The sequence below is a fragment of the Methylomonas sp. MK1 genome (assembly GCF_000365425.1).
GTDB lineage: Bacteria > Pseudomonadota > Gammaproteobacteria > Methylococcales > Methylomonadaceae > Methylomonas.
Window position 1 is genome coordinate 3,432,928 of the sequence record NZ_AQOV01000001.1, and the last position, 23,880, is coordinate 3,456,807.

Below are 23,880 nucleotides of genomic sequence, written 5' to 3' on the forward strand. Positions count from 1 at the left end.
CCGTTCGTTTATAGGAAATCAGTGCGTCTAGTTTGCTGTAAAACACGCTGCAAAGGTGGAATTTTATCGTCGCAAGGTCAGAGAGATTGACAATGCCCGTTAGCGATGTAAACGTAAGGCCATTTTTTGAACGGGAGGTTTTCATGATGCGCGGCTTATTCTTTTTGGCTTTATTGTTCAGTTCCGGTTTGCAAGCGGCATTGCAGGAACAAACCGTCAGTTATACCGCCGGCGATACCACGCTGAAGGGCTATCTGGTATGGGACGATGCAAAGGGCGAAAAACAGCCCGGCGTGTTGGTGGTTCACGAATGGTGGGGCTTGAACGACTATGCCCGGCAGCGCGCCAAGATGTTGGCTGAACTGGGCTATACCGCGCTGGCGGTCGATATGTACGGCGACGGCAAATCCAGCGAGCATGCCGCCGAAGCCTCAACCTTCGTGAACAGCGTCGTGGAGCGGGCCGGCGTTTCGCAACTGCGTTTTACGGCGGCTTTAGCCTTTTTGCAAAAACAAGCCAGTGTCGAGAAGGGCAAGATTGCGGCTATAGGCTATTGTTTCGGCGGCGCGACAGTCTTGAATATGGCGCGGCTGGGTACCGATCTGGCGGCGGTGGTGAGCTTTCACGGCAATCTGGCAACGCAAACCCCGGCGCGGGCCGGGCAGGTGAAGGCGCGGGTATTGGTGTTGAACGGCGCGGCCGACGAATTCGTCAGTGCCGATAGCATTACGGCTTTTGAAAAAGAAATGACCCAAGCTGGTGTGGATTATCGTTTTGTCAACTATCCCGGCGTGCGCCACGGTTTCAGCAATCCCGATGCAGACAGGTTGGGCAAAGCCAACAATTTACCTATTGCTTACAATGCCGACGCGGATAAACAATCCTGGGAAGCCATGCAGCAGCTGTTTCGCGAAGTTTTCAAGCAATAGCTAGTCTTGATTCAAATCGCCGGCAGTCGGCGCGTAGGCTCTGATAAACACGCTGACGGCACGTTCGACTGTCGCTTTAACTTCTTTGGCTTTCAATTCCCGGCGGGCGTTGAACAAGCCCGATTCGTACACTTCCGATTCCAGTAGGCCGCGAAAATGCGCGGCCGCCACATTAGGATCGGCACGCCGCAACTGGCCGGCATTCATTGCTTGTTCGAAAAATTGCGCGGTAAATTGCATGCCTTTGGCGGGGCCGTTTTCGAAAAACAGGCGGCCGGCTTCCGGCTGATTGGCGGCTGCGGCGATCAACATGCGCCGGGCCGCCAAGCTTTTTAAGGTCAGAAAATTACTCATCACACCTTCGCCGAAACGTTGCAAAGTTGCCGTCAAGTTGTCGGAAGGTTGCAATAGCGCCAGGACCTGGTTGACCTGGTCTGGCAGCGTATCAAGAGGCGCACTGCCGTTGTTCGGCATCAGCAACGAAAATAATTGCTCACTGTGGTGATCTGCGGAACGCCGCGCCAATTCCAGGAACAGCTGTTCCTTGGAGCTGAAATAGTTATACAGCGTGGCCTTGGAGTGGCCGGCGGTAGCGGCGATTTCTGCCATGGTCGCTTGTTCGAAACCGACTTTTTCAAACATGATTTTTGCTGCATCCAGAATGGCTTGGCAACGTTCTCCACTTTTCTTTCTCATGGAACCTCCCTTATTCAAACGTGTCGGCTGAGTTTCGAGCGATAGGCCATTGTTTGGCTTATTCTAAACCCGATGGTTCAGTTTTAAATTGTCGTATAGACTTGGAGCTGAGTAATGTTTGCCGAGATTTTTCGTCATGATGACACACCTAACGCGTTCTATTAGCTTTTATACCCTTCATTCCCAGCGCGGTATGGCACGCGGCTCATTACTTATCGGGATTTTTACCGTACTGGCATGCTGTGCGATGCTTATAGTTTGGTTGTTAAGGCTGGAAAGTCCAGGCGCTTCCGCTCCGGGGAAAGCAGTGCCGGCGCTAACGGTGACGCGGGCAATGCCGCAATGGCGGCAATGGCCGACAACCATAGAGGCTTCCGGCGCGATTGCGGCCTGGCAAGAGGCTGTCATCGGTGCGCAGCAGACCGGATTACGGTTAATCGAAGTCAATGTCAATGTCGGCGATCAGGTAAAACGCGGTCAACTACTGGCCCGCTTCGATGCTGATATGCTGCGCGCCGATCTGGCGCAATTGCAGGCCAATCTGGCACAGGCACGGGCCACCGCCGCGCAAGCCGAAACCAACAAACAACGCGTGCTGAAACTAAAAAATGCTGCAACGCTCAGTCAACAGGAGGTGTTGCGTTACGAAACCGAAGCGGAAACCTCTCGAATTCAGGTCGATGCCATCAAGGCCCAGTTGGCAGCTAAGCAGTTGCAACTAAGCTATGCCGAGGTGCGGGCGCCGGACGACGGCGCGATTAGCGCGCGAATGGCAACCCTGGGCGCAGTGGCCGGCAGCGGGCAGGAATTGTTTCGGTTAATTCGGCAAAATCGTTTGGAATGGCGCGGTGAATTGACTGCCGGGCAAATCGCGCAAATCCAGACAGGGCAATCGATTCAACTCATTTTGCCGGACGGCAGCGTTGCCCAAGCCAAGGTGCGGCAACTGGCGCCGGCCATGGACGAGCAGTCGCGTCTGGGCGTTATGTACGCCGATATCCTGCCAGGCAGCCAGGCGCGGGCCGGGATGTATGCCAATGGCCGAATCGAATTAAATCAACGTCCGGCACTAGTGGTGCCGGCCGCCGGCGTGGTTATCCGCGACGGACGCAGTTATGTGCTGAAGCTGCACAGCGATGCCGATACCTCGCCGGTTAGCTTACAGTCAGTCGCTACCGGCCGGCGGCAGGGCGTGGAAATCGAAATTGTCCAAGGCTTGAACGAAACGGATCGGGTGGTGGTAGAGGGCGCCGGTTTTCTCAACGATGGCGATCTCGTGCACATCGCGCCGGCGAGGGTGGATTGATGAGTTTTGCCTCTTGGTCGATTCGCAACCCCATTCCATCGATTTTACTGTTTATCTTGCTGTCACTGGCCGGACTGCGCGGTTTACAACAGCTATCCATACAGAGCTTGCCGGATCTGGATTTACCCAGCGTTATCGTTAAGCTTAGTCAACCGGGCGCGGCGCCTGCACAGCTGGAAACCGAAGTGGCGCGCAAAGTCGAGGATTCGATTGCCACATTGTCCGGTTTGAAACATATCCGCACCTCGATTACCGATGGCTTGGTGCAAATTAATGTCGAATTTATCCTGGAAAAAAAGCTTTCCGATGCCTTGATAGAAACCAAGGACGCGGTGGACCGGGTGCGCTCGGATTTGCCGAGCAGCGTGCTGCAACCCAGTATCAGTGCGGTGACAGTGGGCGGTGCGCCGATTTTGACCTATGCGATTGCCTCGACCAAGCTGGACGAGGAAGCCTTGTCCTGGCGGGTGGACGATAATGTCAGCAAGGTCATGTTGGGCGTGGCCGGCGTAGGTCGCTTCGAACGCTTGGGCGGTGTGCAGCGGGAAATACAATTGGAAGTCGACCCGGTGAGGCTGGCGTCGCTGGGGGTTACCGCGACTGATGTCTCCCGAGCCTTGAAACAGGTACAGCAGGAATCTTCCGGCGGTCGGGGTAATTTGGGTTTGGCGGAGCAATCCGTGCGCACGCTGGCCACGGTGCGGCAGGCCGACGAATTGGCGGCTTTGCCCGTGGCAATTGCCGGTGGCCGCGAGGTGCGATTGGATCAAATCGCCACCGTTCGCGACACCGTTGCCGAGCGTACGCAATTGGCAGCCTTGGACGGCAAGCCGTTGATCGGTTTCAACATCTACAGGGCCAAGGGGTTTGACGAAACCCGCATCGCTAATGATGTGGAACAGGCCTTGGCGCGGATGCGGGAAGCCGATCCGTCCCTGAGTTTTACCCTGATTTCCGGTTCGGTAGCGTATTCGCAAGAGCAGTATGAAGGCTCGATGATGATGCTCTACGAAGGGGCGCTGTTGGCGGTGCTGGTGGTATGGTGGTTCTTGCGCGATTGGCGGGCGACTTTGGTGTCGGCTTCGGCCCTGCCTTTGTCGATTCTGCCCACCTTTGCGGTGATGCATTGGCTGGGGTTTTCCTTGAATATGCTGACCATGCTGGCTTTGGCTATCGTGGTCGGGATCTTGGTGGACGATGCGATCGTGGAAATCGAAAACATCGCCCGGCACGTGCGGATGGGTAAAAGCATCCGTCAGGCTGCCGCCGAGGCGGTTGATGAAATCGCGCTGGCGGTCATCGCCACCACCTTGACGCTGGTGGTGGTGTTTATGCCTACCGCGCTGATGAGCGGGGTATCGGGATTGTTTTTCCGGCAGTTCGGTTGGACGGCCGTGGTGGCGGTGCTGGCGTCCTTGCTGGTGGCGCGCTTGCTGACGCCGATGTTGGCAGCGTATTTACTCACCGAAGCTCATCATCCGGCCAGCATCGATGGTAGATTGATGCCCATTTATCTGAGTGCCGTGCAGTGGACATTGCGTCATCGCCAGGCCACGATGCTGCTCTCTACGCTGTTTTTTATCGGTGCTGGCTTATTGCTGCCCTTGATCCCGGCCGGTTTCGTACCACCCGCTGATCGCGGCTATACCACGGTGCAACTCGAGTTGCCGCCGGGCAGTTCGATAAACGATGCCGATCGAATTGCCGAAGCGGCGAGAACTGTTCTGCAAGCGCTGGCAGGTGTCGAGCACATTTTTACCGCGGTCGGCAGTAGTCAAATAGTCGGTGGCGGCGTGACCAGGCCGGGCGAACAACGCAAGGGGGCGCTGACCTTAACCTTGAGCGAGCGCGGGCAGCGGCCGCATCAATCGCAGATTGAACAGGCGGTGCGAACGGTATTGCGCGAAGTGCCCGGCGCCCGCTTTTCCATTGGCATTGGTGGCCCTGGCGAGAAAATGTCTTTGATACTGTCCAGCGATAATGCGGCGGCTTTAAAAGCCAGTGCGCAGGCATTGGAGCGCGATTTGCGTACCGTGGGTACCTTAAGCAGCATCAGCTCCACCGCGAGCCTGGAACGGCCGGAGATTGCGATTCGGCCGGACTGGCAGCGCGCTGCCGAACTAGGCGTGACGGCCGAACTGATCGGTGAAACGGTGCGCATTGCCACCAGCGGCGATTTCGATGCCCAACTGGCCAAGCTGAATCTGGATAACCGCCAACTCGCGATTCGGGTAAGGATAGCCGATACCGCGCGGCAGGATTTACAGGTGCTGGCCAATCTAAGGGTTAGGGCCGGGGATAAGCTGGTGCCGCTATCCAGTGTGGCTGAGTTGTCGCTGGCTAGCGGCTCAGCGCAGGTGGACAGGTACGACCGGCGGCGTTATGTCACCGTCAACGCGGAATTGGGGGGTATGTCCCTGGGTGAGGCGCTGGCCGCCGCCAAGACTTTGCCGGCAGTGACGAATATGCCGTCCAGCGTTAAATTGATTCGTACCGGCGATGCGGAAATTATGGCAGAACTGGTTAGCAGTTTTGGTATGGCGATGCTGACCGGCTTATTGTGCGTGTTTTGCGTGTTGGTGCTGCTATTCAAGGATTTCTTTCAACCCCTGACCATCCTGTCGGCGATACCCTTGTCGATGGGTGGCGCGTTTATCGCCTTATTGCTGACCGGCGGCGAGTTGAATATTCCGTCGATGATAGGCTTGATCATGTTGATGGGCATCGTCACCAAAAACTCGATCTTGTTGGTGGAATATGCTTTGCTGGCGATGCGTGAACACGGCCTAAGTCGGCACGAGGCTTTATTGGATGCCTGTCATAAACGCGCCCGGCCGATTGTCATGACCACGGTGGCAATGATTGCCGGCATGTTGCCGATTGCGTTGGGTTGGGGAGCAGATGCGAGCTTTCGTCAGCCGATGGCGGTGGCGGTGATCGGCGGCTTGATCAGCTCTACTCTGTTAAGTCTGCTGGTGGTGCCGGTGGTGTTTACCTATGTCGATGGTGCTCGGCAAAGTCTGGTAAAACAGTTTTTCGGTAGTGTCTCAAAGGGCGAATGATTTCGCCCTTCACTCGGCGTTAACGCGTGCCGAATACCACGATGGTTTTACCGTGTGCGGTGATTAAGCCCTTGTCTTCCAGCTCTTTCAATACGCGTCCAGCCATCTCCCGGGAACAACCGACGATGCGGCCGATTTCCTGACGAGTGATATGCAACTGCATGCCGTCCGGATGGGTAATCGCATCCGGCTCCTTGGCTAGATCCAACAGCGTGCGGGCGATGCGGCCTTCCACGTCCATAAATGCCAGGTCGCGGTATTTGCGGCTGGTGATCAACAAACGGGTCGAGAGTTGTTCACCGAGTACGGTCAGAATCTCCACGGCCTGATCGCGCAGTTCGGCGTTTAGCAGCAATTTGAAGCGTTCATAACCAATTTCCGCCATTTGGCATTTGGTGCGGGTTTTCACCAGTACGCTACGAGTTTCGGCGTTTTTGAACACCCCGATCTCGCCGACGAAATCGTGCTTGTTCAAATACGCCAAAATCAATTCGCGGCCTTCCTCGTCTTCTACGCTGACGCTGACCGAGCCATCGACCACAAACAATAGTTTGTCGCCGACATCGCCAGGGCGAACGATGGTGATTTTGGCTGGATAGCTCCTAACATGGCAGAAGCGTAAAAAGGCGTCCAGGGCAGATGGTGAAATCTTGTTTTGTTTAACGAAGCTCATAATTTGTAATAATTCTGTGAACTAGATTGGTTACCCTATCAAGGTGCAGTAGTTTTACAAAAAAATCAAGACATTTGACGGGTTCGTTGTAAAATTCCCGACAATTTTGATTTTGGTTGGGATATGTCATGCAGGCAACGATTAAATGGGTCGACGGTAGATTGTTCGTCGGCGAGTCCGGCAGCGGGCACACGGTGGTGATGGATGGACCGCCGGATCACGGCGGCCGCAATCTCGGGGTGCGCCCCATGGAAATGCTGTTGTTGGGCGTGGGTGGCTGTTCGTCGTTCGACGTCGTGGATATTCTGCAAAAAGGCCGCCACGAGATTGTGCATTGCATTGCCGAATTGACTGCGGAGCGGGTGGACAGCGTGCCGGCCGTATTCAGTAAAATTCATTTGCATTTTAAGATAACCGGTAAAAATCTACCGGTTGCGGCAGTGGAACGGGCGGTGAAATTATCTGCCGAAAAATATTGCTCGGCTTCCATCATGTTGGGTAAAGCGGGTGTGGAAATAAGTCATGATTTTGAAGTTATAGAGGGTTGATCGGTTGAGCAAATTACAGTTACACGGGTTTAATAACCTGACCAAATCGTTGAGTTTTAATATTTACGACGTTTGCTATGCGCCGAAAGAGCAAGAAAAAGCCTACATCGAATACATCGACGAAGCCTATAACGCCAAGCGTTTGACGCAGATTTTAAAAGACGTGGCCAATATCATCGGCGCGCAAATTCTGAACATCGCTCATCAGGATTACGACCCGCAAGGTGCCAGCGTCACCATGTTGATTTCGGAAGGGGCTGTGATTCCCGCCGGCATGAACTCCGAGTCGCCAGGCCCCTTGCCCGACACGATCCTGGCGCATTTGGATAAAAGCCACATCACTGTGCATACCTATCCGGAAAGTCATCCGGATACCGATATTTGTACGTTTCGAGCGGACATCGACGTGTCGACTTGTGGGCAAATTTCACCGCTGAAAGCCTTGAATTATCTGATTCACAGCTTCGAGTCCGACATCGTGATCATGGACTACCGGGTACGGGGTTTTACCCGCGACGTATCCGGGCAAAAGCATTACATCGATCATAAAATTAATTCCATCCAGAATTACATCGCGGAAAGCACTAAAGAGCTGTACCAGATGATCGACGTTAACGTGTATCAGGAAAACATCTTCCACACCAAGATGATGTTGAAAGAAACCGAACTGGAAAATTACTTGTTCGAGAAGGAAAGTAATTTCAGCGACGAAGAGCAGGAAGAAATCCAAGGCATGCTACAGGAAGAAATGGCCGAGATTTTTTACGGCCGGAATTTCTCTTAAAAAAACGCTAGCTCAAGCAACAGCCTCAGCAGTAACAGCTACTGCTGAGGCTGTTTTGTTTATGGGGCCGGCTTACGAGGAGCTTGCTCGCGCATCTGTTCCTGGTGTTGCTTGCGCAAGTCGTCCATTTTCTGCATTTGTTCCGGGCTTAACACCTCTTTCATCCGGCTGTGCGACTCTTCGTGGATGGCGCGGAATTTTTCGTGCTGCTCTTTAAAAATCGCTTCCAGTTTGGTTTTTTGCTCAGGGCTGAGTTGCAGCAGTTTGTTCAAATGTTCTAGTTTGTGGTCTACCGGCTGGCCGTAGTCGTTTTCGCTTGGATAGGCGAAGGCGGTTAACGGCAAGGCCAGGAAGATGGCGAGGAACAGGTTTTTTCGCATGGGCTACTCTCGAGTTAAGTTGGTGTGGTGCTTGATGTGCGAGCAAATTGATGCCGGAACGCCGGCAAAAGTTCACTACTCTGAAAAAGCCTTGGGATTATGTGAGGCCGCGCAGTCGATGCTGAAACGTCTGGGTGGCTCGGACAGCTCTAGTGCCGTTAATTGTCCGCCCCACAAACAGCCGGTGTCTATCGAATAACAGTTATAGCCGTCGAAATAGCCCAGCGTCGACCAATGACCGAAGATGATGCGCATATCGATACTTTTGCGGCCCGGCACTTCAAACCAGGGTAGTAAATGATCGGGCTGGCTGCCGGGCGCGCCTTTCGGCCCAAAATCCATGACGCCGTCTACGGTGCAATAGCGCAGCCGGCTGAAACAATTGATGGCAAAGCGCAGCTTTTCGGTTTTCAGCAAATCGTCGCGCCAGACCACGGGTTTGTTACCGTACATGGAGCGGAAAAACCGTTCGTGATCCGGGCTTTGCATGGCCTGTTCGGTTTCACGCGCCATGCGCAGCGTGGTTGCAAAATCCCACTGCGGCGGCAGGCCAGCGTGCAACATGCAAAATTCATCATTGTGATGAAACAGTTTTTGATGGCGCAGCCAGTCTATAAGCTCTTCACAATCCTCGGCTCTTAAAATGTCGCCCAGCGTGTCTTTTTTACCGGCCTTGCCTAGCGACACCACGGTCGCAATCAAATGCAGATCGTGATTGCCGAGCACGGTAACGGCCGCCGAGCCCAAACCCTTCACAAATCTTAGCGTCTCTAGCGATTTAGGGCCGCGGTTGACCAAGTCGCCGGCCAGCCACAGTTGATCCTGATTCGGATCGAAGCTTATATGGTCCAGTAAGCGGCGGAACTCGTCGTAGCAGCCCTGAATGTCACCAATTGCATAAATCGCCATTAGTGCAGGGTTCTGGGTATCGATAAAGTGAATTTGGGAATGGCTGCGTTAAAATTTTCGCCGGCGTCCGACTGCATTTGATATTTGCCCTGCATCACACCGACCGGAGTTTCTATCATCGCCGCACTGGTATAGCGGAACGAGTCGCCGGGGCTGAGGTGCGGGTTTTCTCCTACCACGCCGTCGCCGTTTACTTCCTGTACCTTGCCGTTGGCATCGGTGATCAACCAGTGCCGCGTCAGCAATTTGGCCGGGGTGGAACCAACGTTGGTGATGGTAATGGTATAGGCAAACACATAGCGGTTCTGTTCGGGGGACGATTGGGCCTCGATATAGTAAGGTTGGGCTTCAACTAAAACTTTGTTTTTTTCGCTCATTGATAGATGATGTAAATCAGTATTTGCCTTATTTCAACCCAACTCATACCCAAACGCAAGCAAGCAATCCGATGAATATCCGCAGATTTCTAAGTGCCGGGCTAATCGCCTGGTCCGTGCAGGCGCTTGCCGAAGACAATAAGGATTTATTTGCCGCCGCAGCCACCGGCAGGCTGGAGCGGGTCGAGGCCCTGTTGGCGCAAGGGCTGGACGTCAATGGTAAGTTGGAAACGGAGCGCACAGCGCTTATGGCGGCCAGTTTTAACGGCAATTTGCGGATTGTCAAGGCGCTGCTGGCTTATGGCGCTGACGTTAATCTGGCGGATAAACTGGGCTCCACTGCGCTAACGGATGCGGTAATGTTCGGCAGTGCCGACATTGTTGGCGTGTTAATCGCCGCCGGCGCCAACGTCAATGCCGCCGATAGCCAGAGTGTGAAAATACTCGATAAGGCTAAAAAGCTTGGACGTGAAAACATCGTAAAACTGTTGGAAGCGGCCGGCGCCAAGGGCTCGGAAGCCAAGGTAGAAGAAAAAATCGAAGGCGAGCCCAAGCCCGCAGAAGAAAAACCGCCGGAAGAACCTAAAAAATGATGTAGCACGTCAAACCGCGTTTCCGCATTTGCATCTATTCAAACCCCGTTAAAATTATCAGAATGACAGACTCACAAAAGCCACTACACATTCACATCCTCGGCATTTGCGGCACCTTCATGGGTGGCCTAGCGTTAATCGCTCGCGAATTGGGCTACACCGTCAGCGGCTCGGACCAGAACGTCTATCCGCCGATGAGCACGCAACTCGAAGAACAAGGCATCCGCTTGATGAACGGCTATAAAGCCGAAAACCTGGATTGCAAACCCGATTTGGTGGTGGTGGGTAATGCCATGTCGCGCGGTAATCCGGAAGTGGAAGCTGTATTGAACTTAGGCTTACCGTATATCTCCGGCCCGCAATGGCTTGCCGAGCACGTGTTGCAGCACAAATGGGTGCTGGCAGTGGCAGGTACCCACGGCAAGACCACTACCAGCAGCATGTTGGCTTGGGTGCTGGAATACAACGGTTTCAAACCGGGCTTTCTGATCGGCGGCATTCCGCTGAATTTCGGCATTTCCGCGCGCTTGGGTGAGTCTGATTTTTTCGTCATAGAAGCCGACGAATACGATTGCGCCTTTTTCGACAAACGTTCGAAATTCGTGCATTACCGGCCCAGAACGGCGATCTTGAACAACCTGGAATACGATCACGCCGACATCTTTGAAAACCTGGACGCGATCAAAAAACAATTCCACCATCTGGTGCGCACCATTCCCAGCCAAGGTCTGATCATCGCGCCGGCTTGCGAACAACATGTTACCGAAGTGCTGGAAACAGGCTGCTGGACGCCAGTTGTGAAAACTGCGATCGACGGTGAGGGCGATTGGCAAGCGCACTTGTTAAAAGCCGACGGCAGCCGTTTTAGCGTCAGTTTTGCCGGTGAAGAGCAAGGCACGGTTGATTGGACCTTAACCGGCCGCCACAGTGTCTATAACGCCTTATCGGCCATCGCCGCTGCTCGGCATATCGGCATTCTGGCAAAAGACGCGATAGCGGCTTTGCAGCAATTTCAAAGCGTGAAACGGCGGATGGAAGTCATCGTCAAAAAAAGCGGCGTCACGGTCTACGACGACTTCGCGCACCACCCGACCGCGATAAAGACCACTCTGGACGGTTTACGTCAACAAGTTGGGAGCGAAAAAATTCTGGCCATCGTCGAGCCGCGCTCCAACACCATGAGGCTGGGCGTGCATACTCAATCCTTGGCAGAATCCTTGGGTCAGGCCGACCAAGCCATCGTTTATCAGCCCGACAATCTGGGCTGGGATTTGAGCCAGCTACTGAAATACGCTAACAACATTGAGATTTGCAACAGTCTGGAAACCATCATCGCCACCATCAAAGCCCAGGCTGGTGGCGTCTGCCACGTGTTATTGATGAGTAACGGCAGTTTCGGCGGCATTTACAAACGTCTGCGAGACGAGTTGTAAGCCATGAGCAACCGCGTCGAAATCCGCTACTGCACCCAATGCCGCTGGTTGCTGCGCGCGGCCTGGATGGCTCAGGAATTGTTGAGCACGTTCGAACAGGAAATGGACGAGTTGGTGTTGCAGCCGGACACCGGCGGCATTTTCGAAGTGCGCGCCAACGGCGAATTAGTCTGGTCCCGCAAACAGCAAGGCCGGTTCCCGGAAATTAACGAGTTAAAGCAATTGGTCCGCGACCAAATCGCCCCGGAGCGCGACCTGGGGCATGCCGATCGCAAGCCCGCGCCGCAGTCTTGATCCCGCTGCGCAGACATTAAACAGGGCCAAGGCTGTCGAGATCATGCTCCCGGAAGACGACGCCACCATCATCAAATCAAAAGACGACGATCTGACCCGGATCAAACCGCGCCCCTATCCGCAGATATTGGCCGACAATCCGGCATTGGACGGTAAATTCAACGACGATTATTCTTTGCGCGGCGCCGTGGGGGTGGGCGGCGGCGGTCAAGTGTTGCTGGGTTTTGATGAACGTATCGGCCGCGAAGTGGCGATCAAGGAATTGCTGGATCAAGCCGCGAATCAAGATGCTGAATTAAACGCGCGTTTTCTACGCGAGGCCCGCATCACAGGCCGCCTGGAACATCCGGGGATTGTGCCGGTTTACGATCTGGGCAAGAAACAAAGCGGCGCGCCCTATTACGTGATGCGCTTGGTACGCGGCGATACGCTGGCCAAGGCACTAAAAGCCTGCAATGCCGAAGTGTTAGCCGAGCATGCTCTGGCGCGGCGCTTGAGTTTGCTGGACAGACTGATCGACGTTTGCGAAGCCGTGGCTTATGCTCACTCAAAAGGCGTGATTCATCGAGACCTCAAGCCCGGCAATATCGTCCTGGGCCCGTTCGGCGAAACCATCGTCCTGGACTGGGGTTTGGCCAAGGTCGAAAACGAAGCCGATCTGGCGCCGCTGCTGCATGCTGCATCCACTCAGGCTGCCGACGATGGGGATCTGACCCGGATGGGCGACATTCTCGGCACCCCCGCCTATATGGCGCCGGAACAAGCCAATCCCGATTTCGGCATCGTGGATACGCGTTCAGATGTGTTCGCGCTTGGGTGCATTCTCTATTATCTATTGGCCGGCCATCCGCCGCTGCGCGGCAGCGCCGATGAGATATTGGCACAGCTTAGCTCGCTGGCACCCATGCCATCGGCTCGCGATCCCAAATTACCTGCGCCGTCCGAATTAATCGCCATTTGCGATAAAGCCTTGGCCAAGGACAAATCGTTACGCTTTCCCAATGCGGCAAGCCTAGCCGACGAATTGTGCGCCTATCGCGACGGTCGTTTGGTGAGCGCCTATGCCTATTCACGCGGCGAGCTGGTGCGCCGCTTCATCGACCGCAACAAGGTCGTGTTGGCGGCTAGTCTGGCGGTATTACTGGCGATTTTGATCGGCGCCGGGCTGGCATTCAAGTTTGGGGTAGAGGCGCACAAAGCCCGAAACTTGGCTGTCGCCGAGGGAGAAATCGTCAAGCAGGAGAAACAACAGGTCGAGCGTGCGCTGGCCGATGTCACCCGCATTTCCAACCAGAACCTCACGGCCGCTAACCAAATCGCGGACAGCATCTTGGGTAACCTAAACGAGATGCGCATGGGTATGCAGCAAGCAGCCGAGTCCCTGCGTACTAATGCGGATTTAGCCGCATCCAGCGGCTTACTGGATAGCTTGCGGCAACGTTATCCGCGTAGCGAAAGTTTTGCCACGACGCGCGCGCCAGGCACTATTGTTGCTGTGGTTCCGGCCAAATATCGACAAGCGCTGGGTGCCGATACCTCGCAACTTGAGCACAACCGGATGACTTTGGAACGGGGCGTGCCGATTCTGAGCAGAATTTATCAAGCCCCGGAAGGCTTCCCCGCCGTCACTATGGTGGTGCCAATCAAGCAGGGTAAAACCATCCCGGGATTTATTTCCATGCGCATCAAACCTGTCGATTTTCTCGGTGGTCTGCTAGTCGAGGATAATCACACCAAAAAACGCATAGTGTGGGTCGTGCAGGATGATGGCCTGCTGCTTTACGATACCTCTCCTCAGGAGATTGGCCTTAATTTGTTCCGTGAGGAGCGCTTCAATCAAATACCGGAACTTCGGCAGCTCGCTGCTCAAATCGCCGATCAAGATGCCGGAGTGGGCTATTACCAAAGCCAATCAGCCGGTCAATCCGAGCCTTCGCGGCAGATCGCGGCGTGGGTAAGCTTGCGTCCGGCGGAGAATCGGGGGTGGAAAGTGGTGGTTTTGGAGGCTTGGTGACGCGTCTGTTTTGCAAAGCGCCGCCCCCGGAGCTTGTAGAAGGTGTTGCGAAAGCATTTAGTTGACGTGTTCGGGGATTAGGTCAGAGAGAACCTTGAAGGTTATTACACGTGATAAACCCCCGGCTGTGCCGGGGGTATTTGCTATGTCAAGCGTCTGATTTCGGCAAGCTAGCTTGGACCGGTGATTTTTTCCAAAGCCCGCCGCCGGCAAAACAGTTCCAACCCCAGCGCAGCCAATTCAACAAGGCTGCGGCCATCCACAACGACCAAGCCAGCATCAGAATCCGGTAGGCCAGTAAAGGCAGGCTGACTACCGTGGCAATGGCCAACTGCGGACCATTGCGATCCTGATACCAATTCAGCAAGGTCGCCGAGGATTGATTCCCGGCAATTTGCATATCTGGATTACCCAACAAACCTTGCTCGACCGCTATTGCTATCAGCAACAAGGACAGCAGCGTCAAACCGGCCAAACAGATTTGCGCCAGATTGAACCAGCGCGGCCGTTCCGGCGCATGCTCGGCGCGGAAACCCAGAGCAAACAACCAGCCCACCACCAAAAATGCCGCGGCAATATGCAGCTGGCTCAAGCCGATCAGCAACAAAAACCACTGCCAATGCTTTAGCGGCGTGATACTTAGCTTACCCAAGCCCAGCGCCAATAAGGCCAACACTATCAATAAGCCCCAGATCAACGCGGCCGGCCCGAACTTCGGCCCAAAGGTCCACAACAACCAACGCTCTTGCGGCATTAGCAATTGAATGCGGCTGTTCACGCTGGCAACGCCGAGATCAACCAGCGGCGTGCGTAACAGCAAACCGGGTTCTTGCGCTGTCTGCCAATTCAACACAATTTGCTGAGTGCCGGGATGTATCGGCAAACTCACCACAGCGCCTTGCTGACGAATCGGCTGACTCACGCCGTCTATCGTCACGCTTTGCAATTCCGCCTGCTCCGGCAGTTTCACGGGGTGTTGTCCGCCTTTGGAGGTGCGAATACTCAAGGTCAATTCCACCGTTTCGCTGCGTTGCCCGGGTTTGACCGCCAATTCGCTGCTATCGATAGTCAAGGTCGCCCCGGCCACCGCTTGCGGACGGCTGATAGTCAGATTGACCCGCTCGCCCGGCCAGGGCCGCCATTCCGGTAGCCATTGTCCCAGTCCATCCTGATGATGCACCACCGCGATGCCGTCGGCCTGCAAATGCCAGATAGGGCTAACATCGGCGCGCCAAACCTCGTGCCATTGCGGCGTATCGGCGGCCTGCAATGCCAGTTGCTCGGTTTTAGCCAATGCGGACTCCCATTCCATAGTCGCCTGGCCGGCCGCCATGTTGACTAATACTTTCCCGTCCTTGACCCGCACTTGCGGACTGGTGACGGCTTCACCGGGCAACAACGGTAGCTCCAATAACACCGGACTGAGCGCGCCGGCCAATTGCTCGACTCGGGTGGTTACGCGCCAATCCAAGCCCAAATGCAGCGTTCTTTCCACCCGTACAAACGCCGGCAACGCGGTTTGTTGTAGCTTATTTTTGGGCCCGCTATCGAGTTGCAAGCGGCTGAACTCCAGTTGCGGACCCACCTTGCCGTCTTCATAAAAACCGTCCACCCGCCAACCGTCGGCATTGACGCTGGCACGTTGCGGCGGCAATGGTAACGGTAAACTGAATTTATCCTGCGCGGCATAACGGCCTTGTATCACCACCTTGTGCACGCCTTGCGTCACCATCAACCACAAGCTGCCGTCGTCCTGTCTGATCAAGGCTTGCGCCTCACTGCCATCGACAGTAACCTGCTCTGGAAACCATTGCTCAAGCTGAGCCGGTAGCGGTATCGCCAGATCCTGTTGTGCGTGCAATTGCAGCTCGATGCGCAGCAATTCCGGCTTAACCGATAATTGCATGTCGGCTATCTGCGCGCAGTTGGGCAGACATTGCGGTGCTTGCAGCAAGCGGGTTTTCAATTGCTCGAGCATTGGCGCGTCAGGCAGATCGGCATAGGCCTTTTCGCTGGGCGCCATCAGCAGCGGCAACAGCAACAGACAGGTCAAATTCGGCAAAGCCAAGCGCCAGTTGCTGGCGATGGCACCGAGCATTTTCAAAACCAAAACCGCCACCAGCATGGCTTGGGCAAAGTGCAGCAACATCATCGTAAACGGCGACAAATACCAGAGTCCGATTTGTTGCCCACTATCGACCGCGCCGTTCCAGCTCAAATCCACCTTCTGCCAACCCCAGTGTGGCAGACCGGGACCGGTTTGCAGATTGGCTTCCGGATCGATGCGTTGCAAACTGGCAGCGCTGCCGCCGTAAGAACTCGACATCTTGGATTTAGCTGAATACTCGGGCTCCGTTTTGGCAAGTTCCCTTATTTCCGGCTCCGGCGCCATCGCCGAATCCGCCATCTGTTCTACCTGCAACGCCATCGGTGCAGCGGCAGCCACCGCCGAATGCAGGCGCTGAATGGACTGCCCCGGCAGTTCCAGCTGCGGGTAAATACCGATGCGAACCTGCTCTATCATGAACGGAATGGTCAGCATCAGCAGCGCCAGCCAACTGGCGTTGCGATACCATCTCAGCCATTGCGCGAAACCACCCGCCGGCAATACCCGTAACAGCGCCAGTACCGCCAGCACGTTCAACCAGATCAGACGCGGCGCGTCCGCCTCATGCCAAATCAGCGTCAAACTCAACAAGGCAAATGCGCCCCATCGCGGCGACCAGATGCGCCCCACCGCCAATCCGGCGATCAGGACCAGGAACAAGTCCAGCAAAGTCCAGCGGTTCAACCAGCTATTCGGCACATTATCCACGCCACTGACCGCCAGCAAGCGCCAGCCGGGCGGAATGTTGAGTTCGGCCTGTACCTGTTGAAAGCGCTGCTGCCAGCCGCTGGCATTGAGCGAACCCAAATCGGCCTCGATTCGGCTGTCGGCATTGAGTTGGATGGCGCCGCGCCGGACTTCGACACCTTCGCTGCCATCCGCCAGTCGGGTAATTAATTGGCTCTGACCGTCCAGTTGCACCTGGCCCAGACCCAGTTCGGGCAGCGCATTTAAACGCCACTCGCGGCTCATCGTACCGGTAATTTTATCGCTGACGGTATAGCCGCCGCCTTCGAAATCCAGCCACAGCGTGCGATTAAGTTTGAGTTGATTCGGCTCGGGCTCCGGATCGCCTCGACGAACCACTTTAAACGCCATGCTCTCGCCCTGCTTGAGTTGATAAGTGGGTAGCTGCTGCCATTCGGCGGGCAGATTAGTTTGGCTACCGTCTATCGCGGTCAAATTCTCGATCTCCACCAAGCGCAAGGCCGGCACGGACTGGAACGCCCACAACTCTTCCGCCGGCCAGTTCTGGTCTGCTACGGCCAAATCCAGTTGCGTCAGGGTTTGCGGGTGACGGCCATGAATATCGATACTCCAGCGCCCCGGCCGCACTTGCACCAATAGTCGCCCGTTACCGTCCAGACGAGCGGGCAATGGGCTATTCAGGGTCACCGGGATAAAGTTAGGCAACAAGGCATAAGGAAACTCTATCTCCCGCGCCTTGCCGGATACTTCCAAATCCAGACGCGTGATGACTTGCAGCGGCACCTCGTCCAGCACCTGCCGGAATACTTGCAGGTCTAGCCTATCCAGCTCGCGGTCGGCTGTGTCGGCGTTCGCGGTATGCAGCCACAACGCACCTTGTTTGATGGGCGGATAAGCAACCGGCTTATCTTCGACGCTGAGCTGAATCAAGCCGCTGGCCTCGGGCAAGGCTAATTGTTCCGGTAAATTTTCCCAGAAAAATTCGCCGCTAATCTGGTAGCGACCTGCCGACAATTGCAGGGCAGGCTTACCGTCTTTTTCCACGACCGGCTGAGTTTGTTTGTTGACGGTGACGGCTTGCGGCCAATGTTGCGTGTCGCCCGGCAAGATAATCCAATCCTTGCGGTACACGGTCCAATCGGCAACGAAGCTGCCATGCTTGGCTTGTAAATTCAGGTGTAGCGCACCCGGCCAGGAGCAGCGTTTTTGTTGAAAATCGTCGAAGAAAAACGGGCAACGGTACTGGGATTCATCCGCCAACACCCAGTTGACCCAGGGCTTTAGCGGTTCCGGAACATCTTGCATGTCCAGCGCCCTTGCCGTCTGCAACGACGCCTGCCCAATCAATAGCCACAGCACAAAAACGATGCGTCCCATATTATCCTCCAGCCGTAATCCCATATAAGGGACTTATAAACATCATAGAAAACTCTCTCCCTCTGCACCCAGGGGCATAAAGGAATCTATGTATCTTAACATTCGCCATGCTTATCTAGCGTGGGAGCGACTTGTCTTCAGCCCTAGGGCTAAAGCTCGTGAAATCGACCAAGCTCAGGTTCTTGCTTTTGAGGCGGGCTAAGACATTGCACAGTCTGCTTCTATGTGTACAAGGTAAGCGGTCTCAGTTGTGTTCGATTATTCCAGCGAAATCTCTATTAGCGTAGGTAGGCCGTAGGCAAAACCACGACATTCAAGCTCCGATACCATAGGCCAAATTGATTACGCTGCTTGTGATTGATTTCTAAGAGGACCAGCCGACTAATGACCCTAAGTAGCTGAGCTCCGATAGCATTACCACTGCCCAAATCAGGATGCTGATGCCGGCTGCGGCTGCGGCAATATCTTTGATGATGCGTATTTTTTCATTTTGCCGGGTTTCCACGAAATCGCAGAGGGCTTCTATGGTCGTGTTAAACATTTCGCATATCAGCATCAGGCCGGTGGCGGTAAGTACCGAGATGAAATCCACCCATTGGCGAAAATAAAAGCATACGGCCAAAATCAAAACGGAAAGCACGACTTTATAGGCCACACTAAAATCATACACAATCGCGTAGCGCAGACCTGACAAACAGACCTTCAATTTTCTTAAAGGGTGATAACCGCTTTGTCCGGTATTAAGAAATTTGTTTCGCATGACTCACCTTATGAAGATACCGCCGTTTTGCAGCAGATTAATTAAACCCAGCACCCACAGCAAGCTCAGCAAGGCGCCACCTAGTACATCCGAGGGAAAATGAACTTGCAGATAGACCCGAGAGGCGGCAACCAGGGATACCGTCAAAAGAGCACATCCCGTCAAAGCATAAAAGTTAAGCCCCAGTTTGTCGGGTTTGAGCATCCACCATAAGGCCGTAGCAAAGGCAACGATTTGCGCTGTGTGGGCGCTAGGGTAGGAGGCGTCCAAGGGGATTTCACCCACAACGGGGAAAAAATCGGGGCGTGGCCGGGCGAACCAAAGTTTGGCGAGACGGCTGAACAAGGCAACACCGGCTAGGCTCAAGACTATCAGCCAAGCCTCTTTGGTTCGGCTATTTCTCGCCAGAACACCGCTTACCACTGCGGTTATCGGGGCCAGAACAAACAGCGAACCAGCCCAAGTAATCACTGCAAAAAAACGATCAAGCAAGACACTTCTAATGCCGTGCGCGGTACTCAGCAGAAAGCGATCCCATTGGCTCCAGTGCGCACTGAAGCGCTCGATAAAAACCATCACTGTGATTGCCGCTAACCAAAATCCAAACGTTGGGAGATATTTCAAACCTAAAATTTTCATCGTTTTGCCTCCGCGTTGGCCAACTACTATTAACCCGGCCCTTAAATACCGTTCGCCTGTATGCCCTTGAGGATACTGAGATTCTATGGTTTTTTGTCAAGCAGCACCTTCGAGACAGTCGAAGAGCCAGCCAGCCTGGGCTTCGGCGAGCTCAGCCCGAACGGAATGCCAGTGATAAATAGGGCTGGGTTAATAACTCGGCCTTTGAGTCTCGCTGCTTCCGTGCAGTCGGGAATCCTATTGATACCATGGATTCCGGCTTTCGCCGGAAACATCTACCTCCACACCGCGGCTTTTCGCTTCGCCTGTAGTGCGCCTTGGCGTATTACCGACAAATTGTTTGGAAAACGGCAGGGTTTTAGTCGGTGGCAAATTATTTTTCACTTATTTAACAGTGCTTTATGTGTGTTGGGTGGTGGCATTTTAATTGCTAAGCAAGAGTCGCCGGTACAGGCAGGGTTGACTTGGCTGCCTGGTTTGGCCGGTATTCTTTATTAGTCATGAGGTGTTGATATGTTCGAAGCCATTGTATTGTTCATACTGAGCGGCCTGGTCGCTGCGTGCGCATACTCGTCTCAGGGTTGCGGACTTTCCTTTTTCGGCAAACTATTCCGTTCCGCTAAAGGCCAAACGCCAGCGACGTTGACCAGCCAATCTCTCGCTATTGACAGCCCAGAGCCAACCTCTAGTTTTCTGGAGCAACTGCAAAGCGAAATTGAAGCCACCTTATTCCCGCGTCCTACCGACTCGGTATTGCGGCGTCATTACGATGCCCTGGTAGCTGTGGAAGTGAAAAATCGGTTGAGCTTTTTTAGCTGAGAGCCGAGGATTCTATATGCAGCCCGTCCGGGCTGCATATAGAGTCAGTCCTAAGCTTGGTCTCAGAGCCTCGCTGGTGTTAGCGAAAAATCCCCGCATTTTTTTCTGACTTAGAAATTGACATTAATATTGGTTAGCCAGACGTGATTGGTCACATCGGGCGAGCCATAGTTATGGATGTATTGCAATTGATAGCCGGTATCGACATTCAAATTTTTTGTCACTTTGTAACCCACTCCGACATAGCTGCGATTTTGGTTGATACCGGTTTGCACTGATCGCGCCAGTCGTCCCTCGTCTATCGAGTTGAAGTACACAAACAGCTCATCAAGCGCGATTAGATAAGCTTGGCTGTCCGGTATTGAATAGACTAAACGGAATCGGTGCCGCATGCGATGGCCGACGTCGCCTTCGTGGGCAAAGAAGCGTTGCTCGAGACGAAACCGGTATTGAAAATTCAGTTGTGGCGTCCAGTTGTCTATCCACTGCACCTGCTGCATCGCATCGTTAGTGGCCATTTCAAAGTCGGTCTGTTCGCTATATTCGCCTTGCCAGGTGTAGCCCAACCAGAGTTGCAATTTGTTAGTTAGCTTATAGCCGAGCAGCGGGCGGACAATAATTTGATTAAACAAGGTATTGTCGGTTTTGGTGCGAGGTGCCAGTTCCAGAAAAGCCAAATAGGGGCTGCCGCCGAAATCGGTTTGGTAGGTATTGCTGATCCAGGTGCTGAAATCGTCTTGTACAGGACCTGCCTCTGTCGGAAGCGATGTCAGCGTAAGGCCGGTGAACAGCAGGGCTAAGTGAGTTTTTTGCATGTTTTTATACCGAAGAACTGGATCTGAAACGAACTGCGTCACGGTCAGCGAGGCTTTGCGTGTGAGGGTGCACGGTTTATCTGCTGGAGATAAGCTTATCTCAATTCTTGATAAATGTGCTTAATCAGGACTGGTATTCTGCGTGTTGCGCGGCAGGCTAGTTTATAAGTTGTTTGATTCAGGGTGTCGAGCGCAAGTCATCTACTTGCTGGAATGCGGCTTAATGTAGGAACGGGAAACCCTAAAAGATTATTCAGGCTGGGTTGCATTGCAAATCAGCGGGTTGCCAAAGAGACCGGCAACAGCAAAAGATATAGAGCGGTGACGTGGTGCGGAGCGGAGAATCGACAAGCCCTCCGGTTGCCGGAGGGGATGTGTCAGCGAAATGAATGCGGCTTAATCGGTCAATCCGCTTACACCTTCAATAGACCAATTTTCGAAATCGTTTGCTCCGGAGGTGTCGTCGCCTTTGCCGTATTGGATCCGGCAAGCGTAGTGACGCATCACGTTGGGGCTGTCTTTCCCGCTGATTTCCACGTCGGCATTCACAATATATTCGTAGTTGCCGAGAGTCCAGGCGTTGGTAGGTTGGCTGGCAAATGACAGGCTTTGATCTTCGTCGGCTTCGTTTTTGATGTAGGTGTTGCAGTGGGCGAACGCCAGGGCGGTCATGTCGGTGCTAATGGACATTGGGTTGGCCGCGTCCTTGCTTTCCACCAAAAATAAATCGGAAGCGGCGATGTCGTACATAAACGGCAGGAAGAACTTAATCTGGACGGCAAGCAGGGCTGCCAAACAGACGGCAAATAATATAATTTTCTTTTTATTCATGGCTCAAATGGTGGTTTTTATTGGTTTAATTATCTAGCGATCACCCGCGATTCTAGCAAAGAACGCGGACTGTAGGAAATGCCAACCCTCGCCGGCTAATTTACCGTGAATTTAATATTGTCCAAGCGTGTGCTTTTATAGCGCCCTTTGCCGCAAAGGCCGGGCCGAGACAGTCAGCAGCGTAAATTATTCCAGTGTTCGTTCCAGCTCGCGCCAAGCTGCTTGTTGATCGTTTCTATCCAGGCCATCAGTGTTGTTAGTCAATATTACGTTGTACGGCAGCTCCTCGGCTTGCAATGCTTCGGCGCCGGCTGTGGCCTTGTCCAGCACGACCAAGTCGGCTTCCGACGCGTCGCGACCTTGTTCTTGCCGGTGCTGAATGCGTTGTCGTAACACTTTATCCTTGGCCTGTATCGAGAGAATGACGAAAGGAATTCCCAAATTCTGCGCCAACAACTGAAACGAGCGACGTTGTGCGTGTTTTAAAAAAGCGGCGTCGACAATAACCGGAAACCCGTAACCAAGTAGGGCTTGTGCCAGGTCTAATAAATGTTGGTAGGTTTTTTGGCTTGCTTGTGGATCGTATATGCCGCTATTGATTGCCGAACCGCTTTTTTGCAGAGCGTTTAAGCCAAATAGCCGTTTTCTTTCGACATCCGAACGCAAGCGGATTAGCTGATGTTTTTCCAATAGTATTTGCGATACCACGCTTTTGCCGCAACCGGGCAGGCCGTGGGTTAGAATCAACGCCGGTTTACGCGGGCATAAGCTGCTACCGGCCAAGTTTAAATAAGTTAGACATTCTTGTCTGGCCGATCCCTCAGCGGTTTGCGCGAACCTATACCCGGCAATTTTCGCGCGCACGGCAGCTCGATAACTGAGATAAAAGCGCAGCACGCCAAGGCCGGCGTAATCGCCGCTGATTTGCAAATAGGCGTTCAAAAACCGGTACGCCAGATCGCCGCGGCCGCGATGGAGCAAGTCCATGATCAAGAATGCCGCATCGCTGATCGTATCGATCCAGCGCAATTCCGGAGAAAACTCGATACCGTCGAATGCGACCGGCCTGTCTCTTAACAGCACGATATTGCCCAGATGCAGATCGCCGTGACATTCGCGAATAAAGCCGGCTTGTTGCCGCAAGTTAAACAGGTTTTCGGTTGTCAAAAATGCTTGCCGGCAACGCTCTTGCAGCAGCTTAATCGATGCGGCATCTTCGGGTTTCATCAACTCAAGCAATTGCTGGAAATTTTGCCGGGCCGGCGCTTCGATAGCGGTCGGAGAGCCGTAGTTCGAATCTGGAGTTGCCGGCGCCAATCCCATATGAAAACGGGCGATAGTGTCGGCCAAGCTGTCAATATGCGCCGGCCTTACTTCCCCGCAGGTCAGCAACGTATCCAGCAACTTGCCAGCCGCAAATCGGCGCATTTTTACCGCATATTCAAATGCCGGCTCCGCGTTGATTCCGGGTTGTCCAGGGCTGCCGCCAATGGCTGTCACTTGTAAATAAATGCCGGGTGCCAGACGCCTATTAAGGCGAATCTCTTCCTGGCAATAAAAATGTCTTTGGTTGAGTTGGCTGAAATCCAGAAAGCCCATATTGACCGGTTTTTTAATCTTGTAAGCGTAGCGGCCGGCCAGCAACACCCAGGAAATATGGGTTTCCAGTACGATGACCCGTTTAACCGGATGCGGGAAACAAGCCGGGTCGCAAAGCGCGGCTATCAGCGGTGGGTATGGATTGGCCATGGTTAAACACCTTTACGCGGATTGAGCGCGACTGACACCGCAACGGCAGTATCAGTATTGTTGACGATTCTGGCAGA

Annotated in this window: 21 protein-coding genes; 10 read left to right on the top strand and 11 right to left on the bottom strand. The window is 54.0% G+C overall.

The window, feature by feature from the left end; genetic code table 11:
• Window positions 1-143: 143 nt before the first annotated feature.
• A complete protein-coding gene (locus G006_RS0116300) occupies window positions 144-929 on the top strand; it encodes a dienelactone hydrolase family protein (RefSeq protein ID WP_020484286.1) in 786 nt (261 codons plus the stop codon).
• Here G006_RS0116300 and G006_RS0116305 read toward each other — a convergent pair whose 3' ends face one another.
• Window positions 930-1,625, bottom strand: a complete 696-nt coding sequence (locus G006_RS0116305; RefSeq protein ID WP_020484287.1) for a TetR/AcrR family transcriptional regulator — start codon at window positions 1,623-1,625, stop codon at window positions 930-932.
• Window positions 1,626-1,872: 247 nt separating this feature from the next.
• On the opposite strand from G006_RS0116305, the gene G006_RS0116310 reads away from it, so the two are divergent.
• Both G006_RS0116310 and G006_RS0116315 read left to right on the top strand, forming a co-directional pair.
• Window positions 1,873-2,931, top strand: coding sequence for an efflux RND transporter periplasmic adaptor subunit (locus tag G006_RS0116310; protein WP_200860439.1), 1,059 nt, complete (start codon window positions 1,873-1,875; stop codon window positions 2,929-2,931).
• A complete protein-coding gene (locus tag G006_RS0116315) occupies window positions 2,931-5,993 on the top strand; it encodes an efflux RND transporter permease subunit (protein ID WP_020484289.1) in 3,063 nt (1,020 codons plus the stop codon). The genes G006_RS0116310 and G006_RS0116315 overlap by 1 nt, the downstream gene beginning before the upstream one ends.
• Before the next feature lie 19 nt (window positions 5,994-6,012).
• On the opposite strand, the gene crp is transcribed toward G006_RS0116315, so the two are convergent.
• On the bottom strand, window positions 6,013-6,666 hold the full coding sequence (gene crp / locus G006_RS0116320; RefSeq protein ID WP_020484290.1) for a cAMP-activated global transcriptional regulator CRP: 654 nt from the start codon (window positions 6,664-6,666) through the stop codon (window positions 6,013-6,015).
• Between the two features lie 128 nt (window positions 6,667-6,794).
• On the opposite strand from crp, the gene G006_RS0116325 reads away from it, so the two are divergent.
• Together G006_RS0116325 and speD are read left to right on the top strand one after the other, a co-directional pair.
• The gene (locus G006_RS0116325; RefSeq protein ID WP_020484291.1) at window positions 6,795-7,214 is read left to right on the top strand and encodes an OsmC family protein; all 420 of its coding nucleotides are present in this window, start codon (window positions 6,795-6,797) and stop codon (window positions 7,212-7,214) included.
• A 4-nt stretch (window positions 7,215-7,218) separates the two neighbouring features.
• Window positions 7,219-7,998 carry an adenosylmethionine decarboxylase gene (speD, locus tag G006_RS0116330; protein WP_020484292.1) on the top strand — a complete coding sequence of 260 codons (780 nt, stop codon included), beginning with the start codon at window positions 7,219-7,221 and terminating at the stop codon, window positions 7,996-7,998.
• 59 nt (window positions 7,999-8,057) lie between these two features.
• On the opposite strand, the gene G006_RS0116335 is transcribed toward speD, so the two are convergent.
• From G006_RS0116335 to apaG, 3 genes are all read right to left on the bottom strand, one after another.
• Window positions 8,058-8,378 (bottom strand): periplasmic heavy metal sensor, encoded by a 321-nt coding sequence (locus tag G006_RS0116335; RefSeq protein WP_020484293.1) that lies wholly within the window; start codon window positions 8,376-8,378, stop codon window positions 8,058-8,060.
• Window positions 8,379-8,453: 75 nt separating this feature from the next.
• Complete coding sequence (locus tag G006_RS0116340) at window positions 8,454-9,287, bottom strand: symmetrical bis(5'-nucleosyl)-tetraphosphatase (RefSeq protein WP_020484294.1); 834 nt, start codon at window positions 9,285-9,287, stop codon at window positions 8,454-8,456.
• The gene (apaG, locus tag G006_RS0116345) at window positions 9,287-9,664 is read right to left on the bottom strand and encodes a Co2+/Mg2+ efflux protein ApaG (protein ID WP_020484295.1); all 378 of its coding nucleotides are present in this window, start codon (window positions 9,662-9,664) and stop codon (window positions 9,287-9,289) included. The genes G006_RS0116340 and apaG overlap by 1 nt, the downstream gene beginning before the upstream one ends.
• Before the next feature lie 71 nt (window positions 9,665-9,735).
• Here apaG and G006_RS0116350 point away from each other — a divergent pair, with 71 nt between their 5' ends.
• The 4 genes from G006_RS0116350 (at window position 9,736) to G006_RS25710 (ending at window position 13,998) form a co-directional block, all read left to right on the top strand.
• Window positions 9,736-10,257, top strand: coding sequence for an ankyrin repeat domain-containing protein (locus G006_RS0116350; protein WP_020484296.1), 522 nt, complete (start codon window positions 9,736-9,738; stop codon window positions 10,255-10,257).
• A 62-nt stretch (window positions 10,258-10,319) separates the two neighbouring features.
• The gene (gene mpl / locus G006_RS0116355) at window positions 10,320-11,690 is read left to right on the top strand and encodes a UDP-N-acetylmuramate:L-alanyl-gamma-D-glutamyl-meso-diaminopimelate ligase (RefSeq protein ID WP_033193940.1); all 1,371 of its coding nucleotides are present in this window, start codon (window positions 10,320-10,322) and stop codon (window positions 11,688-11,690) included.
• A 3-nt stretch (window positions 11,691-11,693) separates the two neighbouring features.
• Window positions 11,694-11,984, top strand: a complete 291-nt coding sequence (locus G006_RS0116360; protein WP_020484298.1) for a SelT/SelW/SelH family protein — start codon at window positions 11,694-11,696, stop codon at window positions 11,982-11,984.
• Window positions 11,953-13,998: a serine/threonine protein kinase gene (locus G006_RS25710; protein WP_081607945.1), complete on the top strand. Its 2,046-nt coding sequence runs from the start codon at window positions 11,953-11,955 to the stop codon at window positions 13,996-13,998. The genes G006_RS0116360 and G006_RS25710 overlap by 32 nt, the downstream gene beginning before the upstream one ends.
• Before the next feature lie 148 nt (window positions 13,999-14,146).
• On the opposite strand, the gene G006_RS0116370 is transcribed toward G006_RS25710, so the two are convergent.
• The 3 genes from G006_RS0116370 to G006_RS25715 form a co-directional block, all read right to left on the bottom strand.
• Entirely contained in the window at window positions 14,147-18,190 is a 4,044-nt protein-coding gene (locus tag G006_RS0116370; protein ID WP_020484300.1) for a hypothetical protein, read from the bottom strand.
• A gap of 364 nt (window positions 18,191-18,554) precedes the next feature.
• Complete coding sequence (locus G006_RS0116375; RefSeq protein WP_020484301.1) at window positions 18,555-18,950, bottom strand: diacylglycerol kinase; 396 nt, start codon at window positions 18,948-18,950, stop codon at window positions 18,555-18,557.
• 3 nt (window positions 18,951-18,953) lie between these two features.
• Window positions 18,954-19,589: a phosphatase PAP2 family protein gene (locus G006_RS25715; protein WP_020484302.1), complete on the bottom strand. Its 636-nt coding sequence runs from the start codon at window positions 19,587-19,589 to the stop codon at window positions 18,954-18,956.
• Window positions 19,590-20,102: 513 nt separating this feature from the next.
• Between G006_RS25715 and G006_RS0116390 the strand changes: the two genes are divergently transcribed.
• Entirely contained in the window at window positions 20,103-20,408 is a 306-nt protein-coding gene (locus tag G006_RS0116390) for a hypothetical protein (protein ID WP_020484304.1), read from the top strand.
• Between the two features lie 110 nt (window positions 20,409-20,518).
• On the opposite strand, the gene G006_RS0116395 is transcribed toward G006_RS0116390, so the two are convergent.
• The 3 genes from G006_RS0116395 to G006_RS0116405 all read right to left on the bottom strand — a co-directional run bounded on the left by G006_RS0116395 (window position 20,519) and on the right by G006_RS0116405 (window position 23,803).
• Entirely contained in the window at window positions 20,519-21,223 is a 705-nt protein-coding gene (locus G006_RS0116395; protein WP_020484305.1) for a DUF2490 domain-containing protein, read from the bottom strand.
• Window positions 21,224-21,619: 396 nt separating this feature from the next.
• A complete protein-coding gene (locus tag G006_RS0116400) occupies window positions 21,620-22,054 on the bottom strand; it encodes a hypothetical protein (protein ID WP_020484306.1) in 435 nt (144 codons plus the stop codon).
• Between the two features lie 186 nt (window positions 22,055-22,240).
• A complete protein-coding gene (locus tag G006_RS0116405) occupies window positions 22,241-23,803 on the bottom strand; it encodes a bifunctional aminoglycoside phosphotransferase/ATP-binding protein (RefSeq protein WP_020484307.1) in 1,563 nt (520 codons plus the stop codon).
• Window positions 23,804-23,880: the final 77 nt, after the last annotated feature.

Bases quoted from the DNA above. Each gene is read 5' to 3' on its own strand.
- G006_RS0116300 (WP_020484286.1), top strand. From the start codon at position 144: ATGATGCGCGGCTTATTCTTTTTGGCTTTATTGTTCAGTTCCGGTTTG.
- G006_RS0116305 (WP_020484287.1), bottom strand. From the start codon at position 1,625: ATGAGAAAGAAAAGTGGAGAACGTTGCCAAGCCATTCTGGATGCAGCA.
- G006_RS0116310 (WP_200860439.1), top strand. From the start codon at position 1,873: ATGCTTATAGTTTGGTTGTTAAGGCTGGAAAGTCCAGGCGCTTCCGCT.
- G006_RS0116315 (WP_020484289.1), top strand. From the start codon at position 2,931: ATGAGTTTTGCCTCTTGGTCGATTCGCAACCCCATTCCATCGATTTTA.
- crp (WP_020484290.1), bottom strand. From the start codon at position 6,666: ATGAGCTTCGTTAAACAAAACAAGATTTCACCATCTGCCCTGGACGCC.
- G006_RS0116325 (WP_020484291.1), top strand. From the start codon at position 6,795: ATGCAGGCAACGATTAAATGGGTCGACGGTAGATTGTTCGTCGGCGAG.
- G006_RS0116335 (WP_020484293.1), bottom strand. From the start codon at position 8,378: ATGCGAAAAAACCTGTTCCTCGCCATCTTCCTGGCCTTGCCGTTAACC.
- G006_RS0116340 (WP_020484294.1), bottom strand. From the start codon at position 9,287: ATGGCGATTTATGCAATTGGTGACATTCAGGGCTGCTACGACGAGTTC.
- apaG (WP_020484295.1), bottom strand. From the start codon at position 9,664: ATGAGCGAAAAAAACAAAGTTTTAGTTGAAGCCCAACCTTACTATATC.
- G006_RS0116350 (WP_020484296.1), top strand. From the start codon at position 9,736: ATGAATATCCGCAGATTTCTAAGTGCCGGGCTAATCGCCTGGTCCGTG.
- mpl (WP_033193940.1), top strand. From the start codon at position 10,320: ATGACAGACTCACAAAAGCCACTACACATTCACATCCTCGGCATTTGC.
- G006_RS0116360 (WP_020484298.1), top strand. From the start codon at position 11,694: ATGAGCAACCGCGTCGAAATCCGCTACTGCACCCAATGCCGCTGGTTG.
- G006_RS25710 (WP_081607945.1), top strand. From the start codon at position 11,953: ATGCCGATCGCAAGCCCGCGCCGCAGTCTTGATCCCGCTGCGCAGACA.
- G006_RS0116370 (WP_020484300.1), bottom strand. From the start codon at position 18,190: ATGGGACGCATCGTTTTTGTGCTGTGGCTATTGATTGGGCAGGCGTCG.
- G006_RS0116375 (WP_020484301.1), bottom strand. From the start codon at position 18,950: ATGCGAAACAAATTTCTTAATACCGGACAAAGCGGTTATCACCCTTTA.
- G006_RS25715 (WP_020484302.1), bottom strand. From the start codon at position 19,589: ATGAAAATTTTAGGTTTGAAATATCTCCCAACGTTTGGATTTTGGTTA.
- G006_RS0116390 (WP_020484304.1), top strand. From the start codon at position 20,103: ATGTTCGAAGCCATTGTATTGTTCATACTGAGCGGCCTGGTCGCTGCG.
- G006_RS0116395 (WP_020484305.1), bottom strand. From the start codon at position 21,223: ATGCAAAAAACTCACTTAGCCCTGCTGTTCACCGGCCTTACGCTGACA.
- G006_RS0116400 (WP_020484306.1), bottom strand. From the start codon at position 22,054: ATGAATAAAAAGAAAATTATATTATTTGCCGTCTGTTTGGCAGCCCTG.
- G006_RS0116405 (WP_020484307.1), bottom strand. From the start codon at position 23,803: ATGGCCAATCCATACCCACCGCTGATAGCCGCGCTTTGCGACCCGGCT.